Raw genomic sequence first — 16,443 nt, 5'->3', positions numbered from 1 at the left:
GCTTTTTTGTGTTCAAAAAAGCAATGGATGACCTCTCTTTTACATGTCAGGCGGCCGGAAAAACGATATCCAGATGAAAGAAGGAGAAACGATGGGATTAATTGTCCAGAAATTCGGAGGGACTTCTGTTGGCAGCACAGAAAGAATCATGAATGCAGCAGAGCGCGCAATTGAAGAAAAAGAGAGAGGCAATGACGTAGTCGTTGTTGTATCTGCAATGGGGAAGACGACTGACCAGCTTGTCGGCCTGGCCAGGGGAATTTCTGCTTCGCCCAGCAAGCGTGAAATGGATATGCTCCTTACAACTGGTGAACAGGTGACAATCAGCCTTTTAAGCATGGCTTTGAACGAAAAAGGCTATGAAAGCATCTCCTTCACTGGATGGCAGGCAGGAATAGAAACTGAGGCTGTGCATGGGAATGCAAGGATTGTACATATAGATCCGGAGAAAATCCAGACTCAGCTTAATCAAGGAAAGATTGTCGTGGTTGCCGGATTCCAGGGAGTAACAGAAGATGGGAGCATTTCCACTCTTGGACGCGGCGGTTCCGATACAACGGCAGTGGCGCTGGCAGCAGTGCTGAAAGCGGATAAGTGCGATATTTATACAGATGTGACAGGCGTCTATACGACGGACCCGCGCTATGTAAAAGGAGCAAGGAAGCTGCAGTCCCTGTCCTATGACGAAATGCTTGAGCTTGCGAATCTCGGCGCAGGTGTGCTTCATCCGAGGGCAGTGGAATTTGCCAAAAACTACGAAGTGCCGCTTGAAGTCAGATCAAGCACTGAAAGGGAAAGAGGAACGATCATTGAGGAGGAGCCAACAATGGAAGAAAATTTAGTTGTACGGGGAGTAGCTTTTGAAAATGCGATCACCAAGGTAGCGATTCTGGGGCTCGAGGACAGCCTGAAGGGCCTGTCCACTGTCTTCACGACACTTGCTGCCCATCACATCAATGTTGACATCATTATTCAGAGTGTTGCTGAGGGGCAGACAGGAAGCCTGTCTTTTTCAATTAAAAATGATGATCTGGAAGAAACTCTCAAGGTTCTGGAAAATAATCGGGATATACTGAAATATGAACGGATTGAATCAGAATCAGGACTTGCAAAAGTGTCTATTGTCGGTTCGGGAATGGTGTCGAATCCTGGGGTGGCAGCGGAGATGTTCGAAGTGCTTTCTTCAAATGGGATCCAGGTCAAGATGGTCAGCACTTCAGAGATCAAGGTGTCAACGGTCATCAGTGACAGCTCTATGGTCAAAGCGGTGGAAGCCCTCCACGAAGCGTTCGAACTGTCAGGCACTCCGGCGAGGAGCGTTTAAATCAAAAAAGGTGGCAGATGCGCATGGGCTCGATGCATCGGGGAAGGATCTCCTCCCGGATGCGCGCCGCGCTTCGTGCCATCCCTTCTTTTATGCTGTTTCAGCCGGCGTATTAAGTACGGGCTTACAGTACAGCAGCTTATCCATTATAGCGGGCTGATGCGGTCTTTTTTATCCCACTTCACTGTGAAAAGGACAAGGCCGCCCCTTTTTTTGGGATGCTCAAAGGCTTCAGAGAGCAGTTCTTTCTGGGATTCCAGCTGCTGTGCAAGAAAGCCGGCTTCGAGCTGAAAAGTGCAATCAGGATTTTCCTTAAAGCGCCTGGCGAACAATGGGCTTGAAAGCTGGAACTCCATTTCGCTCCTTTTTTCTTCTTTAACAGCAAGATTTCCCCAGCCGGCGTTTTCAAAAAACTCAATGACTGCTTCCATCGATTCAAGCGGGTATTTCCTTGCCAGCCTTTTGCCGGCCCAATAAAGTATTTCGGCTGCATCCTTGCCGAGCATATCGGAAAGAATCTCTTCCCGGATCAATTCATAGCCGAAAGCAGGGACGGTTTCCGGCCCGTGCTCAGCCTTTGTTTCTGCAGATGTCATATTGCTCAATCGTCTCCCCTCTTTCTATGATTCTATTATATACAATCCAGATAAAAATAAAGCACTGATTCAAGAAAAAACAGCTTCAGTCCTATAAGAAAAAAATGCTATTTCAATATATTCTCCTATACATTAGGAATCATAGCCAAATAGAGGTTTTTCGTTCTTTATATAATATCAATATATTTTAAAAATTTTATTTATATCATATATTTTATGTATCCGTTTTCTTGACGCTCTATTCCGATGGGAGTAAAATGGACATGTCACTTAATTGTAAGAAAATGAATAATTAACATTTTCTCGATGGTGGAAAGGCCCTATTTTCCAGAAATAATATTTTCATAGAAAAAGCCTTTGCATCATTTCTTCAAAATTCAGGGGGGGTAAATCAATGGCAGGTAATCGGGAGTTTTTTAATCGCAGACTGCATTCATTACTTGGGGTCATTCCAGTTGGGCTGTTTCTTGTACAGCACCTTGTAGTGAACCATTTTGCAACAGGAGGAGAAGAATCGTTTAACAAGGCAGCACACTTTATGGAGCAGCTTCCATTCAGATATGTCTTAGAAACTGTAGTCATCTTCCTGCCTTTGCTGTTCCACGCGATCTATGGCCTTTATATTGCTTTTACTGCTAAGAATAATGCTGGCAGATTCTCATATTTCCGCAATTGGATGTTCCTGCTCCAGCGTGTTTCCGGTGTAGTGACGCTTATTTTCATTACCTGGCATGTGTGGGAGACAAGGGTTGCTGCCGCTTTTGGCGCAGATGTCAACTTCCAGATGATGGAGAATATTTTGTCGAATCCATTTATGTTCTGGTTCTACATTGTCGGCGTTATTTCTACAATATTCCACTTTGCAAACGGTTTGTGGTCATTCGCAGTAAGCTGGGGAATCACCGTTACTCCTCGTTCACAGCTGATTTCCACTTATGTTACAATCGCAATTTTCATTGCCCTTTCCATCGTTGGGATCCGCGCAATCACGGCATTTGTTTAAGAGTTTCAGAGTGCTTAAATCTTGTAATTTTCAGCATAGCGCATGGGAAAATGCGCTCAGGCTTAGTTTGAAATAGAGCTGTACTAGTATTGAGGGAGTGAGCCATGATGAGTAAAGGAAAAGTAATCGTTGTCGGCGGCGGACTGGCCGGCTTGATGGCAACAATTAAAGTAGCAGAATCAGGGACTCCGGTTGAATTATTTTCTCTTGTCCCGGTTAAACGTTCTCACTCTGTTTGTGCCCAGGGCGGTATTAATGGAGCGGTCAACACAAAGGGTGAAGGGGATTCACCTTGGGAGCATTTCGATGATACAGTTTACGGGGGAGATTTCCTTGCCAATCAGCCGCCTGTAAAGGCCATGACTGAAGCAGCGCCGGGAATCATCCATCTATTGGACCGCATGGGCGTCATGTTCAACCGTACACCGGAAGGACTGCTGGACTTCAGGCGCTTCGGCGGAACCCAGCATCACCGTACAGCATTTGCAGGCGCCACGACCGGCCAGCAGCTTTTGTACGCATTGGATGAGCAGGTGCGCCGCCATGAGGTGGCTGGCCTTGTAACAAAATATGAAGGCTGGGAGTTCCTTGGCTCTGTCGTCGATGATGAAGGCATTTGCCGCGGGGTAATTGCTCAAAATCTCACATCCATGGAGATTAAATCGTTCTCAGGGGATGCCGTGATCATGGCAACCGGAGGCCCGGGCATCATCTTCGGAAAATCAACCAACTCTGTCATCAACACAGGGTCTGCTGCATCGATCGTATATCAGCAGGGAGCTTATTATGCAAACGGCGAATTCATCCAGATCCACCCGACAGCCATCCCGGGGGATGACAAACTGCGCCTGATGAGTGAATCGGCACGCGGTGAGGGCGGCCGTGTATGGACCTATAAAGATGGAAAGCCATGGTACTTCCTGGAGGAGAAATATCCTGCCTACGGAAACCTGGTGCCGCGTGATATCGCCACACGTGAAATATTCGATGTCTGCGTCAATCAGAAGCTTGGCATCAATGGCGAGAACATGGTTTATCTTGACCTGTCCCATAAAGATCCTAAAGAGCTTGACATCAAGCTTGGCGGAATCATTGAAATCTATGAAAAATTCATGGGGGATGATCCTCGCAAGGTCCCTATGAAAATTTTCCCTGCCGTACACTATTCGATGGGCGGACTGTGGGTAGATTATGATCAGATGACGAATATCCCAGGATTATTTGCAGCAGGGGAGTGCGATTATTCCCAGCATGGTGCAAACCGCCTGGGCGCCAACTCCCTTCTGTCTGCCATTTACGGCGGAATGGTTGCAGGTCCGAAAGCGCTCGAATATATCGCCGGCCTTGAAAAGAGTGCAGAAGATGTTTCGTCTTCCGTTTTCGACAAGTATGTCAGACAGGAAGAAGAAAAATGGAGCAGCATCATGTCCCTTGATGGAACAGAGAATGCATACGTTCTCCATAAAGAGCTGGGCGAATGGATGACAGATAATGTAACGGTTGTCCGCCATAATGATAAGCTATTGAAAACTGATGAAAAAATCGTAGAATTGCTTGAACGCTATAAAAATATCAATATCAATGACACAGCAAAATGGAGCAATCAGGGAGCTGTCTTTACACGCCAGCTTCAAAACATGCTGCAGCTTGCCAGGGTCATCACAATTGGTGCCTATAACCGGAATGAAAGCCGCGGGGCGCACTATAAACCGGAATTCCCTGACCGTAATGATGATGAGTTCCTGAAAACGACGATGGCAAAATTCGCTGGTCCTGATTCAGCGCCTCAATTCCATTACGAGGAAGTAGATACAGGCCTGATCACGCCTCGTAAACGTGATTACACGAAGAAGAAAGGGGGAAAATAAACGATGTCTGAAAACAAAACAGTTACATTTCAAATCACCCGGCAGGACTCGCCTGATTCAGCCCCTTATCAAGAAGAGTTCAAACTGGCTTACCGCCCGAATATGAACGTTATCTCAGCGCTGATGGAAATCCGCCGTAACCCGGTCAATTCCAAAGGGGAGAGCACGACGCCGATCGCATGGGACATGAACTGTCTTGAAGAAGTATGCGGCGCCTGCTCAATGATCATCAATGGCAAGCCGCGCCAATCCTGTACAGCGCTTGTCGACAAACTCGAGCAGCCGATCAGGCTTGAGCCGATGCGTACATTCCCTGTCGTCCGCGACCTTCAGGTAGACAGAAGCCGCATGTTCGACTCCCTGAAGAAGGTGAAAGCGTGGATCCCGATTGACGGAACATACGATCTTGGACCTGGACCGCGCATGCCTGAGAAGAAGCGCCAGTGGGCTTATGAGCTGTCCAAGTGCATGACTTGCGGCGTTTGCCTTGAGGCCTGCCCGAATGTGAACAGCAAAGCCGATTTCATCGGTCCTGCCCCGTTATCACAGGTGCGCTTGTTCAACGCCCATCCAACTGGTGAAATGAATAAATCCGAACGCCTGGAGCAGATCATGGGCGATGGCGGACTGGCGAACTGCGGAAATTCCCAGAACTGCGTTCAGTCCTGCCCGAAAGGCATCCCTTTGACTACCTCAATCGCAGCATTGAACCGGGATACAACAATCCAGTCATTCAGAAGCTTCTTCGGAAGCGATCAGGCTTAATAGAACAGACCCCCTTTCAGGCTGAAAGGGGGTTTTTGTGCATTTGATGTTTCCAAATCCGGTGAAAGAAATTATAATGATATAAAACGACTGAATGTTCATTCATTATTGGAGGCGGCCTCATGAGTAAAATGAATTATGTTGATGACTTTGAGACTTGGGAGGAAAGCTTTGTATTTTCCCATCCTGTCAAGGTCCGGTTCTCAGAAACAGATATGTTTGGCCATTTGAATAACACAGTACCCTTCACGTATTTTGAGGAAGCAAGAATAGAGTTCTTCAAGAGCATCGGCTTCATGCAGGAATGGGTGAAGCCTGGGAGCGAAACGATTCCTGTTGTAGCCGATCTGCAGTGCGATTTCCTGAAGCAGGCATTTTTCGATGAAAGCCTCAGCATCCATGTAAAAGCAGAAAGCATTGGGCGGTCCTCGGCAGATCTTCATTATATGGCAAAACGGAAAGATGGAGCAGTCTGCTTTGCGGGCAGGGGGACAATCGTGCAAATTTCCAGGGAAACAGGAAAAGGCGTACCCTGGACAGAGGAAATGAGGAATCTTCTTTCAGCCGGAAAAACCATCCACGCTTAAGCCGCAGGAGCAGTTCTTTCACACCTGCTCCTGCGGCTGCATATAATTGGGGGAGCAGGTGTATGGAGCATGAATCATAAATCATGTGGCTGTATGGCGCGGACCCCAACTAGACCAGGCAATAGCCCTTTTAGTAAAAATAATCTCTCCTTCCAGTAAATGCAGTCACTCCGCCAGTACAGATTACATATGATATGGTGACTAAATATATACCCATCCCGCGGTTCATAGCTGGCGAAGGCAAGGAGGGTTACAATACTTGAAGGAGAACGAATATACTCACAAGCCGTTACTCACCAAACGAGAAAGAGAAGTATTCGAGCTATTAGTTCAAGACAAGACAACGAAAGAAATCGCTGGTGAACTATTTATTAGCGAAAAGACGGTTCGCAACCATATTTCAAATGCTATGCAAAAGCTTGGCGTTAAGGGGCGTTCTCAAGCCGTTGTAGAGCTCCTTCGAATGGGAGAGCTAGAACTTTGATTATGGCCGGCAATCTTGGATAAGGTTGCCGGTTATCATATTTTAGAGGGCAGTTTTTCAGGAGAGAGACGGCCGGCAGGACGTGCAGTCTGCAGAATTGACGCATTTTCTTGCATTGCCTGGATTTCCATCTTGAAAATTGGATGAAAAAAGTAGACAATAAAGCAAAGAGCTGCAATCTTACCGCCTGCATAAAGACTGGAATTGCTTAAATGGGAGTTGTATGGGATGACGCATGGAAATAATAAAGACATAAAAGAAACGATTGATATTGTTGCAGATATCGAGAAAGACCTTCGCTACATATCCGGCATCATTAAGCAAAAAGGCCGGGAAATCTTAAGCAATTATACAATTACGCCTCCCCAGTTTGTTGCCCTGCAGTGGCTGCATGAGGAAGGGGACATGACAATCGGCGAGCTTTCTAATAAAATGTATTTAGCCTTCAGCACAACGACGGACCTTGTGGACAGAATGGAAAAAAATGAGCTCGTCCAGAGAGTGAAGGACCCGAATGACAGGCGGGTCGTCCGCATCCATCTGCTGCCGGAGGGAGAGCGGATCATCGAAGAGGTTATTGTGAAGAGGCAGATCTACTTGCGCGAGGTTCTCAAGAATTTCTCCAAGGACGAAGTAACCGTACTGAAGAACAACTTAACGCAATTACACCAAGATATGCGCGAAAAATGAGGCGGTATGTTTGAAGCAACCAATTGGGATCATTGATTCAGGGGTCGGCGGCCTGACAGTGGCAAAAGAAGTCATGAGGCAGCTGCCGAATGAGAATATCGTTTATCTGGGAGACACTGCCCGGTGCCCCTACGGGCCGAGGACGGCTGAAGAAGTAAGGCGGTTTACATGGCAGATGACTGAGTTTTTATTGACTCAGGATATTAAAATGCTTGTGATTGCCTGCAATACGGCAACAGCGGTCGTGCTTGAGGAAATACAGGAAAAGCTTCCCATTCCTGTCCTCGGCGTCATTTATCCCGGGGCAAGGGCGGCTTTAAAGGTGTCCAAGAGCAATAAGATCGGAATCATCGGCACAATCGGCACGGTCAACAGCAAAGCCTATGAAAAGGCCCTTAAGCAAATCAACAGGAAGGTATGTGTGAAACCTCTTGCCTGCCCGAAATTTGTCCCGCTTGTGGAAAGCGGGGAATATGGGAGTGCGGTAGCCAAGAAAATTGTTGCTGAAACCTTGAAGCCTTTAAGGAACAAAGATCTTGATACACTGATCCTTGGGTGCACGCACTATCCGCTGCTGGAATCCCTGATTAAAAATTTCATGGGACCGGGTGTGAAAGTGATCAGCTCAGGTGAAGAGACCGCAAGGGAAGTCAGCACCATACTTGACTACCGGGGATTGCTCAATCAAAGTGCGGACGAGCCTGTCCATAAATATTTTGCAACAGGATCTATAAGCATTTTTACGAAGATTGCGGGCCAATGGCTGCAAAGGCCGATTGACCATATTGAAAAAATAAAGCTGGAAGCATAGCCTCCTTTTTGGGGGCTTTTGCTGTTCATATTTTTTAAAAGTCAGGCTGTGTTAATGTACCTTGTTGATTTTGGGCTCATGCGTGTGAAACTCTGTTTCACACGCAATTCAGCACAGCTGAATATCTGGCTGAACTGAGCCCAAAATCAACAGCAATGTTTAACAAAGCAAAAAAGTTAATAGCAGAAATAAAGGCATAAGGCTTCCGAAAATGGTACAATTCTAGTATCTCTAAAAGAAAAAGGTGATGATATTGATAGAACAAGCGGAAAAGCTGCTAAAGCAATATTTCGGCTATTCCACCTTCCGTAATGGCCAAAAAGAAATCATTCAGAATGTCATGAATGGCCGCCATACTCTTGGCATCCTCCCGACAGGAGGAGGAAAATCCCTCTCATTTCAAATTCCCGCACTCGCGATGCCTGGCACCGCCATCGTCATTTCCCCGCTCATTTCTTTAATGAAGGACCAAGTAGACGCATTGCTTGCAGCAGGCGTGTCCGCCACTTTCATAAACAGCAGCCTCACACAGCAGGAGCTGATGGAAAGGACCTCAGGGATCCGGAATGGAGAGTATAAGCTGGTCTATGCTGCGCCGGAGCGTTTTGATTCCTCGGGATTCATCCATCTGCTGAATTCCATCGATATTTCGATGATTGTATTCGACGAAGCACATTGTATCTCCCAATGGGGCCACGATTTCAGGCCGAGCTACCGTTCCATTATTCCTGCGCTCGGGCAGTTGAACGGCAGGCCGATCCTTGTCGGACTCACCGCCACTGCGACAGAGGATGTGGCCAATGATATCTGCGGGCTGCTGCAGATCAGGGACGAAGATATTTTCATTACCGGGTTCGCGAGGGAAAACCTTGCTTTTAAAGTGGCCAAAGGCGTCAACAAGAGAGAATTCATTGCAAGTTATATACGTAAGCATCAAGGACAGCCGGGTATTATTTACACCTCGAGCCGCAAGGAAACCGATCAGCTGCAGCAATTTTTACAGGGGAACAATATCCCCGCTTCACGCTACCATGCCGGCATGAATGAGGAAGACAGAAAAACGGCCCAGAATGATTTCGTCCATGATCAGACAGACATCATGGTGGCCACCAATGCGTTCGGCATGGGGATTGATAAATCAAATGTCCGGTTTGTTATCCATTACAGCCTGCCGAAGAATATTGAGGCCTATTATCAGGAAGCCGGCAGGGCCGGGCGTGACGGGGAGGAGAGTGAATGCATCCTTCTTTTTGCCCAGCAGGATATCCAGCTGCAGAAGTTCCTGATCGAGGAAACCGGCCTGGACAGCCGGAACAGGGAGCTTGAATTCAGCAAGCTGAACCGGATGGTGAACTACTGCCATACAGAGCAATGCCTTCAATCCTACATTATTGAGTACTTCGACCATGGCAGCGATGAAAGCCGCTGCGGAAAATGCAGCAATTGCATGGATGACAGAGAGAAAATTGATATTACACTTGAAGCACAGATGATTTTCTCATGCATAAAACGTATGGGTGAGCGCTTTGGCGTAAGTCTGACAGCACAGGTGCTGAAAGGTTCCAATAATAAAAGAATCCGTGATATGAATTTCAATGAGTTGTCTACCTATGGATTGATGCGAAATCGTGCAGAAAAAGAAATTGCTGCTGTTATCAATTATCTGCTTGCTGAAGGCTTCCTCAGCCTGACAGACGGTAAATATCCGGTAATCATGCTGACATCAAGGGTCCAAGGGGTTCTTAAAGGGCAGGAAACGATCATGATGCGCAAGACAAAGGCGATCGAACAGAAGCCTGAAGCTGAAGGGGACCATAACCTGTTTGAACGGCTGCGTGCATTGCGGAAGCAGGTGGCTGAAAAAGGGAAAATCCCGCCATATGTGGTTTTCCCTGATAGCACATTGCGCGAAATGAGCAAATATTACCCGGCTGATGGAGAGTCTATGCTGCAGATTAAAGGCGTCGGGCAGATGAAGTATGATAAATACGGCAGCATGTTCGCTGAGGAAATTAAATTATATATGCAGGAAAACAATATTGAACCGCCGTCTGCCCTCCCGCCGAAAGAGGAAAAGCAGGCGGACAGGCTCAAGGCTGATGAGGAGCCAAGCTATATGGTTTCCTACAGGCACTATATGGAGGGGATGGGCATCAAAGAGATTGCCAAGCAGCGCGGCTTTTCTTTAGTGACCGTCCAGAACCATGTCCTCCGGGCAGCGGCTGAGGGAAATCCTTTCAACTGGTCTGAGCTGTTTGATGAGGAAACAGAGCAGAAGATCCTCTCGGCCGCCGGTGAAAGCGGAGATGTAAAACTTAAGCCCATTAAAGAGCTCCTCGGGGATGAAATCGACTATTTTACAATCAAAGCAGTACTGGTGAAGAATGAAGCCGCCGTTACTTCATGATAAGTATGGTAAAACAAGCAGGCCTTTACAGGGCCTGCTTGTTTGTATTGGGCAGAAAGCGGGGAATGAGCGGTTTCAGAGCCTTTTAGTCTTAGTTTTTTTACGGGCAAGCGCCCTCCACATTTCAGTTGTCCTATTTTTTTTTCTCTCACGGGTCTATTTTTCCGGAAGGCTCGTATATATGTAGTACAAACTGTTCTGGGAGGGATTTAATATGTCTATAAATAAAAAGACAACAATGGTTTCAGCCGTACTGGCTTCTTCTGTGCTTTTATCCGGATGCGGGCTGTTCGGGATCGGGGAAAAAGAAAAGATCGATCCTCCGAAAGAGGTCAGCTATACAGAGGATGAAACAGCTGTTGAGGAAACAGCTGGAACTGAAACGGAGCAGGCTGGTGAAGAGGCAGAGGTTGCGGGGACTGTCCAGACAGAGTTGTACCTGATCGATAAAAACGGCTATGTCGTGCCTCAGACGCTTACCCTGCCAAAAACAGAGTCTGTTGCAACACAGGCTTTGGAGTATCTTGTGCAGAATGGGAAAGTTACCGATATGCTGCCTAATGACTTCAGGGCCGTCCTTCCTGCAGATACGAAAATAAGCGTAAACGTGAAGGATAAAGTGGCAACCGTTGATTTCTCGAAGGAGTTCGGAGACTATCAGGCCGAGGATGAAGAAAAAATCCTTGAATCTGTTACCTGGACGCTCACACAATTCGATTCGATCGAGAAAGTAAAACTCCAGATGAATGGCCATGCACTGACAGAAATGCCTGTAAACGGGACGCCGATCAGCGAAACCCTTTCCAGGTCAAAGGGCATCAATATGGACACGTCCGATGCAGTGGATATTTCCAATACAAAATCCCTGACGGTTTATTATCTGGGCGGTGAAGAAGGAGCCTATTATTATGTACCAGTTACAAAGCGCATCAGCGCCCAGGAAGACAATCAGGTTGAAGCGGTAGTGAAGGAGCTTGTCAAAGGCCCAAGCTTTACTTCCAATCTGTTTACAGACTTTATGCCGGAGGTTGAGCTCCTTGGCGACCCTAAGATCGAAAACGGACTGGCAACATTGGATTTCAATGAATCCGTTTATGGCAGCTTTGAAGAAAAAATCATTTCCCAGCACCTGCTTAATTCACTAGTGCTGTCCCTGACAGAACAAAAGGGCATTGAAAGTGTAGCGGTCACTGTAAATGGGAAGGCAGAGCTGGTAGATGAAAATGGCGAAAAGCTGACCGAACCGGTAACACGGCCTGAAAATGTGAATACAGGTAGTTTTTAAAAAAACTTTTTTGATATACTATATAATGACAAGGATAGAGGTAGGCAATTATTTGCCGCCTCTTCTTTATTGGATTCCGGTTACAGACAGCCGGATCAGGTTCAAAGGAGGAATGAATATGCGGAAAGACGGGCGTGAACAGCTGCAGTTAAGGCCGATACATATTGAAACGAATTATTTGATGCATCCTGAAGGTTCTGTACTGATCAGTGTGGGCAATACAAAGGTGATTTGCACAGCCAGCATCGACGAGCGGGTGCCTCCATTCATGAGAGGGGAAGGAAAAGGGTGGATTACGGCTGAATACAGCATGCTGCCCCGGGCAACAGAGCAAAGGAATATCCGTGAAGCCGCAAAGGGGAAAATCACCGGGCGTACAATGGAAATCCAGCGTTTGATCGGACGGGCATTAAGGGCAGTCGTGGATCTTGAGGCACTTGGTGAACGAACAATCTGGCTGGATTGCGATGTTATCCAAGCCGATGGCGGGACAAGGACAGCTTCCATCACAGGCGCTTTTGTCGCAATGGCTATTGCTGTCGAAAAGCTGTATAGCAATAAAAAATTGTCAAAATTCCCGATTACGCAATTCCTTGCAGCTACAAGTGTGGGAATCCTTGCAAACAAGCAGGTGGTCCTGGACCTGAATTATGCTGAAGACTCCAAGGCGGAAGTCGACATGAATGTGGTCATGACAGGCAATGGCGAATTTGTGGAGCTTCAGGGTACAGGAGAAGAAGCAACATTTTCAGCGAGCCAGCTGACGGAGCTGTTAAAAGCGGCGGAAGAAGGCGTAGGCAGGCTGTTTGATATCCAAAAGCAAGTGCTCGGCGAAAAAATCAGCTCACAGATCGCAAAGTAAATCCAGGGAGATGAAAACTGTGCAGGAAGTTATTATTGCAACGAAAAATGCGGGGAAAGCGAAGGAATTCAGCCGGATGTTCAAACCTCTGGGCTATGAAGTGAAAACCCTTCTCGACTTTCCTGAATTTGAGGATATTGAAGAGACTGGAAGCACATTTGAGGAAAATGCAGTCCTAAAAGCAGAGGCTGTCTCTAAAGCTTTTGGAAAAATCGTCATTGCCGATGATTCCGGCCTTATGATCGATGCCCTTGAGGGCCGTCCAGGCATCTATTCGGCAAGATACGCAGGCGAAGCGAAAAGTGATGAAGCAAATATGCAAAAGGTACTCGCAGAGCTTGAAGGTGTAGCGGAAGAAAAAAGGACAGCCAGATTTTATTGCGCCTTGGCTGTTTCGGTGCCAGGGAAGGGAGCTTACACAGTCTCCGGAGCGTGCGAGGGCAGGATTCTGACTGATAAAAGGGGCAGCCATGGGTTTGGCTATGATCCGATCTTCTTTGTGACTGAAAAAAATAAAAGCATGGCAGAACTCCCTCCTGAGGAGAAAAGCCGGATCAGCCACAGGGCCAAAGCCCTTGAAAAGCTCGAAAACAGTCTGGGAACCCTTTTTAAAGGTGATGGAGCCAATGGCTAAAATACTGATCGTAAGCGACAGCCATGGGCTGGAGGAGGAAGTTGCGCAGCTCGCTGAGAGGCATGGAAATGATGCTGATCTCATGATTCACTGCGGGGATTCCGAGCTGCCTGCCGGACATCCCTCTATGTCGGGTTTTGCTGGAGTAAGGGGAAATTGCGATTATGATGATGCCTATCCTGACCGTTTTGCCAAAACCCTTGGAGGCTTGACGATTTTTGTTACCCATGGGCATCTGTACGGGGTGAAAAGCAGCCTTATGAAGCTGAAGTATAAAGGCGAGGAGGAAGGAGCAGATATCATCTGCTTCGGACATTCGCATGAGCTTGGGGCAGAAATGATTGATGGAAGGCTGTTTTTGAACCCGGGGAGCCTGAGGCTGCCGAGAGGGCGCTATGAGAGAACCTATCTCCTGCTGGAAACGGCAGGGAGGGAAATCCGTGTGAATATATATGACCTTGAAGCCGGAAAGCTTGAAAAGCTGTCACAGACTTTTCAGATTCCGGAAAGGGGATGAAATCCGTTTATTGTATGAGGGGGAAACCCCTCTAGCAATAAGCAAATGTGTATTGCCGGAAAAAATGATGCCAGGTTTATTATATTTTTCCTGAAAAGCTGTTGACTTTCATTTATTTGTCTACTATAATAAAAAATGTCTTCGAGATAACTTATTAAAATAATGTCCCAGTAGCTCAGCAGGATAGAGCAACGGCCTTCTAAGCCGTCGGTCGGGAGTTCGAATCTCTCCTGGGACGCTAACTTTTTACAGTCAAAAGCCTTGATATGAAAGGGTTTTGGACTGATAAGGGATGCTAACACAGATTATAACATTGTGGGAGTATCCTTTTTTTGTACCTACAATATCTCAGCATTGTTCTACTACCTCCATTACCTATATTGGAGGAGACTGTATGACAAAGAAGAAAAGTATTTTTGAGGTTGAGGCAGACATTAGCCTATTTAAACAAGGATCAGGCACAGGTGGTATACAGGAAAAGCTCCTAGCTGCATCATCTTCTAAAACAGCATCATCAAGTCAGAAAGATGGCAGAGACTTAGACAGTGTCATGTCATGAAAATTATCATTCAGCAGATGAAAGTAAGTGGCTATAGAGAAAGAACTATTACTGATTATACCAGTTATATGGCTCAGTTCAGGAAGTCTACAAATGTAGAATACCTTGAGGACAACAGATACTATCTACTGTTGGCTTGATTCTATGGCTGTATTCAATCAGACTAAACTGACAAGGCTAAAGTGCCTAAAGGCTATTTTAGGCAAGTGCTTTAATAATGGTTGGTTTAGCTCAAAGTTTTGGCATGGAATTAACATTAAAGTTGAAAAGAAGGTTAAAAAAGGTGTTAAGAAAGATGATGTAATGGTTCTTTTGTCTTTGTTAGACTTAAATACCTTTATTGGATTAAGAGATGCTCTGGCAGTCCTTACTCTTTATAAGACAGGAGTAAGGATCAATACACTGGGGCAACTACAAGATAGACATATTGACTTTGAAAATAAGTTGCTTTGTATGGATGGCACCATTTTAAAAAACCATAAGATGTTAAAGCTACCTATTGATGATGAATTGCTGAAATTGTTTAAGGTTCTGATTACACAGAATAACAAAATAAGAGCATACTATGGCGAAAAAAACTATTACTTATTCATAAGTTACAAAGGTACATCCCTAAATACTAAGTCAACAAATAATGCAATTTCTAAACAGTTAAAGATATATGCTAAAAAGTATGACTTACAGAATATTAATCCTCATGCCCTCATAAGGGGTTATGCTAAAAGCTTGTTGAATAAAGGGGCAAACCTTGCATTAATTTCTAAAGCTCTGGGACATTCAAATTTAGCAGTTACAACTCAGTATTTAGATTTAGATGTTGAGGAAGTTGCAAAGAATCTTAGGGAATTTTTATGAGCTGGAAAAAGGTTAGACAATGGTAGGAGAACAGCCTTTTCAGCTAACTATAGATTGGAAAGTAATTCAACGACTGAGTAGTAGGCTATCCCTGCTGCTCTTTTTTATTTTCATAGCTGAGTACACTGTTAAATTATAATAAGGTTTCAGTGGTTCTAATGAATTTATTAATTCTATCTGGTTTTTTAAGGCTAAAGAGGGTCTTTTTTATTCAGGGTAAAAGATCTGTTGAAGAAAAAACCACTATATGATCTTGTCCCTGTTGTATTTTGCAAGAAAAAAGTGCAGAGTAATGCAATAAAAACTGCAGAGGTTTGCCACCCATGATAGTTACCTTCTTTTGGAAAGTGCATTAGAAAGACGGTAACTCTCGCCATGAAAACTTATGATATGCGCATGATGGATCAAGCGATCCACTAAAGCTGCTGTCAGTCTCGAATCTGAGAATATTCTGTTCCACTGGCTAAATTCCAAATTAGATGTTAGGATGAGGCTTTTTTGCTCATAGCACTCGGAAATCAATTGGAAAAGCAGCTCTGCTCCTTCTTTGCTGAAAGGCAGGTAACCCATCTCATCCAGAATAATGAGATCCAACTTTTGTATCCTATTTCTAAACTGGGCCAGGCGGTTGAGCCGAAGGGCCTTTTCCAATTCCTCGACTAGATGGGATACACGATAGAATCCCACTTCGTATCCTGCCTCACAAGCCTTCCTTCCTAATCCAGTGGCCACGTGGGTTTTACCAGTGCCTGGAGTTCCCACAAGGACAACATTTTGCTTCTGATTTATAAAGTGAAGGTCCACCAGTTCTCCTTTGGTAAGATGTGAAGGAAAGTGTATTTTGTCGTTCCATTCATAGGTCTCGAGATTTTTCTTATCTAAGAATTTTGCTTTCTTCATTAGCCGCTGAGCCTTTGCTGCTTCTCTTAATCTAAATTCCTCATCAAAAATATCGTTTAGAAATTGCTCCCTACTTTCGAAGGGGATATTCTCGTAGACATCTGGAACATAAGCTAGCCTCAACGACTTGCATTTACTTCGTAACTGAGTGCTCATAAGGTACCTCCGCTAGGGCATCATATTTCACCATATTAATCCCGTAGGGATCTTCTTCGGCCCCTAATTTCTGCTGGGCAATGAGATCATAAAATTCTTCGTTTATTTGCTTCATATCATGTGTAATCAATAAGCTTGCT

General features: G+C 45.7%; 17 protein-coding genes and 1 tRNA gene. 16 read left to right on the top strand and 2 right to left on the bottom strand.

The genetic code is table 11. The features are described 5' to 3' along the window. Positions 1–91 precede the first annotated feature (91 nt). Positions 92–1,324 (top strand): aspartate kinase, encoded by a 1,233-nt coding sequence (locus FZD51_RS24990; RefSeq protein WP_148977150.1) that lies wholly within the window; start codon positions 92–94, stop codon positions 1,322–1,324. Positions 1,325–1,470: 146 nt separating this feature from the next. On the opposite strand, the gene FZD51_RS24985 is transcribed toward FZD51_RS24990, so the two are convergent. Next, positions 1,471–1,920 (bottom strand): YslB family protein, encoded by a 450-nt coding sequence (locus tag FZD51_RS24985; RefSeq protein ID WP_187445896.1) that lies wholly within the window; start codon positions 1,918–1,920, stop codon positions 1,471–1,473. Positions 1,921–2,314: 394 nt separating this feature from the next. Between FZD51_RS24985 and FZD51_RS24980 the strand changes: the two genes are divergently transcribed. The 15 genes from FZD51_RS24980 (at position 2,315) to FZD51_RS24915 (ending at position 15,247) form a co-directional block, all read left to right on the top strand. Then, on the top strand, positions 2,315–2,923 hold the full coding sequence (locus FZD51_RS24980; protein WP_148977148.1) for a succinate dehydrogenase cytochrome b558 subunit: 609 nt from the start codon (positions 2,315–2,317) through the stop codon (positions 2,921–2,923). 107 nt (positions 2,924–3,030) lie between these two features. Next, the gene (gene sdhA, locus FZD51_RS24975) at positions 3,031–4,791 is read left to right on the top strand and encodes a succinate dehydrogenase flavoprotein subunit (RefSeq protein WP_148977160.1); all 1,761 of its coding nucleotides are present in this window, start codon (positions 3,031–3,033) and stop codon (positions 4,789–4,791) included. Positions 4,792–4,794: 3 nt separating this feature from the next. Next, positions 4,795–5,556, top strand: coding sequence for a succinate dehydrogenase iron-sulfur subunit (gene sdhB / locus FZD51_RS24970; RefSeq protein WP_009796030.1), 762 nt, complete (start codon positions 4,795–4,797; stop codon positions 5,554–5,556). A 122-nt stretch (positions 5,557–5,678) separates the two neighbouring features. Further along, positions 5,679–6,143, top strand: coding sequence for an acyl-CoA thioesterase (locus FZD51_RS24965; protein WP_148977147.1), 465 nt, complete (start codon positions 5,679–5,681; stop codon positions 6,141–6,143). 259 nt (positions 6,144–6,402) lie between these two features. Beyond that, positions 6,403–6,627, top strand: a complete 225-nt coding sequence (gene gerE / locus FZD51_RS24960) for a spore germination transcription factor GerE (RefSeq protein ID WP_009796032.1) — start codon at positions 6,403–6,405, stop codon at positions 6,625–6,627. Between the two features lie 228 nt (positions 6,628–6,855). Continuing rightward, positions 6,856–7,317 (top strand): MarR family winged helix-turn-helix transcriptional regulator, encoded by a 462-nt coding sequence (locus FZD51_RS24955; protein ID WP_022544251.1) that lies wholly within the window; start codon positions 6,856–6,858, stop codon positions 7,315–7,317. 10 nt (positions 7,318–7,327) lie between these two features. After that, complete coding sequence (gene racE, locus FZD51_RS24950) at positions 7,328–8,128, top strand: glutamate racemase (protein ID WP_148977146.1); 801 nt, start codon at positions 7,328–7,330, stop codon at positions 8,126–8,128. A gap of 247 nt (positions 8,129–8,375) precedes the next feature. Then, on the top strand, positions 8,376–10,535 hold the full coding sequence (gene recQ, locus FZD51_RS24945; protein WP_187445895.1) for a DNA helicase RecQ: 2,160 nt from the start codon (positions 8,376–8,378) through the stop codon (positions 10,533–10,535). A gap of 214 nt (positions 10,536–10,749) precedes the next feature. Continuing rightward, the gene (locus tag FZD51_RS24940) at positions 10,750–11,820 is read left to right on the top strand and encodes a GerMN domain-containing protein (protein WP_148977144.1); all 1,071 of its coding nucleotides are present in this window, start codon (positions 10,750–10,752) and stop codon (positions 11,818–11,820) included. 118 nt (positions 11,821–11,938) lie between these two features. After that, the gene (rph, locus tag FZD51_RS24935; RefSeq protein WP_148977143.1) at positions 11,939–12,682 is read left to right on the top strand and encodes a ribonuclease PH; all 744 of its coding nucleotides are present in this window, start codon (positions 11,939–11,941) and stop codon (positions 12,680–12,682) included. A 19-nt stretch (positions 12,683–12,701) separates the two neighbouring features. After that, on the top strand, positions 12,702–13,316 hold the full coding sequence (locus FZD51_RS24930; protein ID WP_148977142.1) for an XTP/dITP diphosphatase: 615 nt from the start codon (positions 12,702–12,704) through the stop codon (positions 13,314–13,316). Continuing rightward, complete coding sequence (locus FZD51_RS24925; protein ID WP_148977141.1) at positions 13,309–13,833, top strand: metallophosphoesterase; 525 nt, start codon at positions 13,309–13,311, stop codon at positions 13,831–13,833. Before FZD51_RS24930 ends, FZD51_RS24925 begins: the two co-directional genes overlap by 8 nt. Before the next feature lie 164 nt (positions 13,834–13,997). Next, positions 13,998–14,071, top strand: a tRNA-Arg gene (locus tag FZD51_RS24920). A gap of 156 nt (positions 14,072–14,227) precedes the next feature. Then, the gene (locus FZD51_RS26750) at positions 14,228–14,392 is read left to right on the top strand and encodes a hypothetical protein (RefSeq protein WP_262381110.1); all 165 of its coding nucleotides are present in this window, start codon (positions 14,228–14,230) and stop codon (positions 14,390–14,392) included. A gap of 144 nt (positions 14,393–14,536) precedes the next feature. After that, positions 14,537–15,247, top strand: coding sequence for a tyrosine-type recombinase/integrase (locus FZD51_RS24915; RefSeq protein ID WP_262381109.1), 711 nt, complete (start codon positions 14,537–14,539; stop codon positions 15,245–15,247). A gap of 330 nt (positions 15,248–15,577) precedes the next feature. Here the strand turns inward: FZD51_RS24915 and istB are convergent, their stop codons facing one another. Further along, on the bottom strand, positions 15,578–16,303 hold the full coding sequence (gene istB / locus FZD51_RS24910) for an IS21-like element helper ATPase IstB (RefSeq protein ID WP_148977140.1): 726 nt from the start codon (positions 16,301–16,303) through the stop codon (positions 15,578–15,580). Between the last annotated feature and the right edge of the window lie 140 nt (positions 16,304–16,443).

It is taken from the genome of Bacillus infantis (assembly GCF_008180445.1).
Taxonomy (GTDB): domain Bacteria; phylum Bacillota; class Bacilli; order Bacillales; family Cytobacillaceae; genus Bacillus_AB; species Bacillus_AB infantis_B.
The sequence above is the reverse complement of the archived record's forward strand: the minus strand, read 5'-3'. Positions and strand labels throughout refer to the sequence as shown.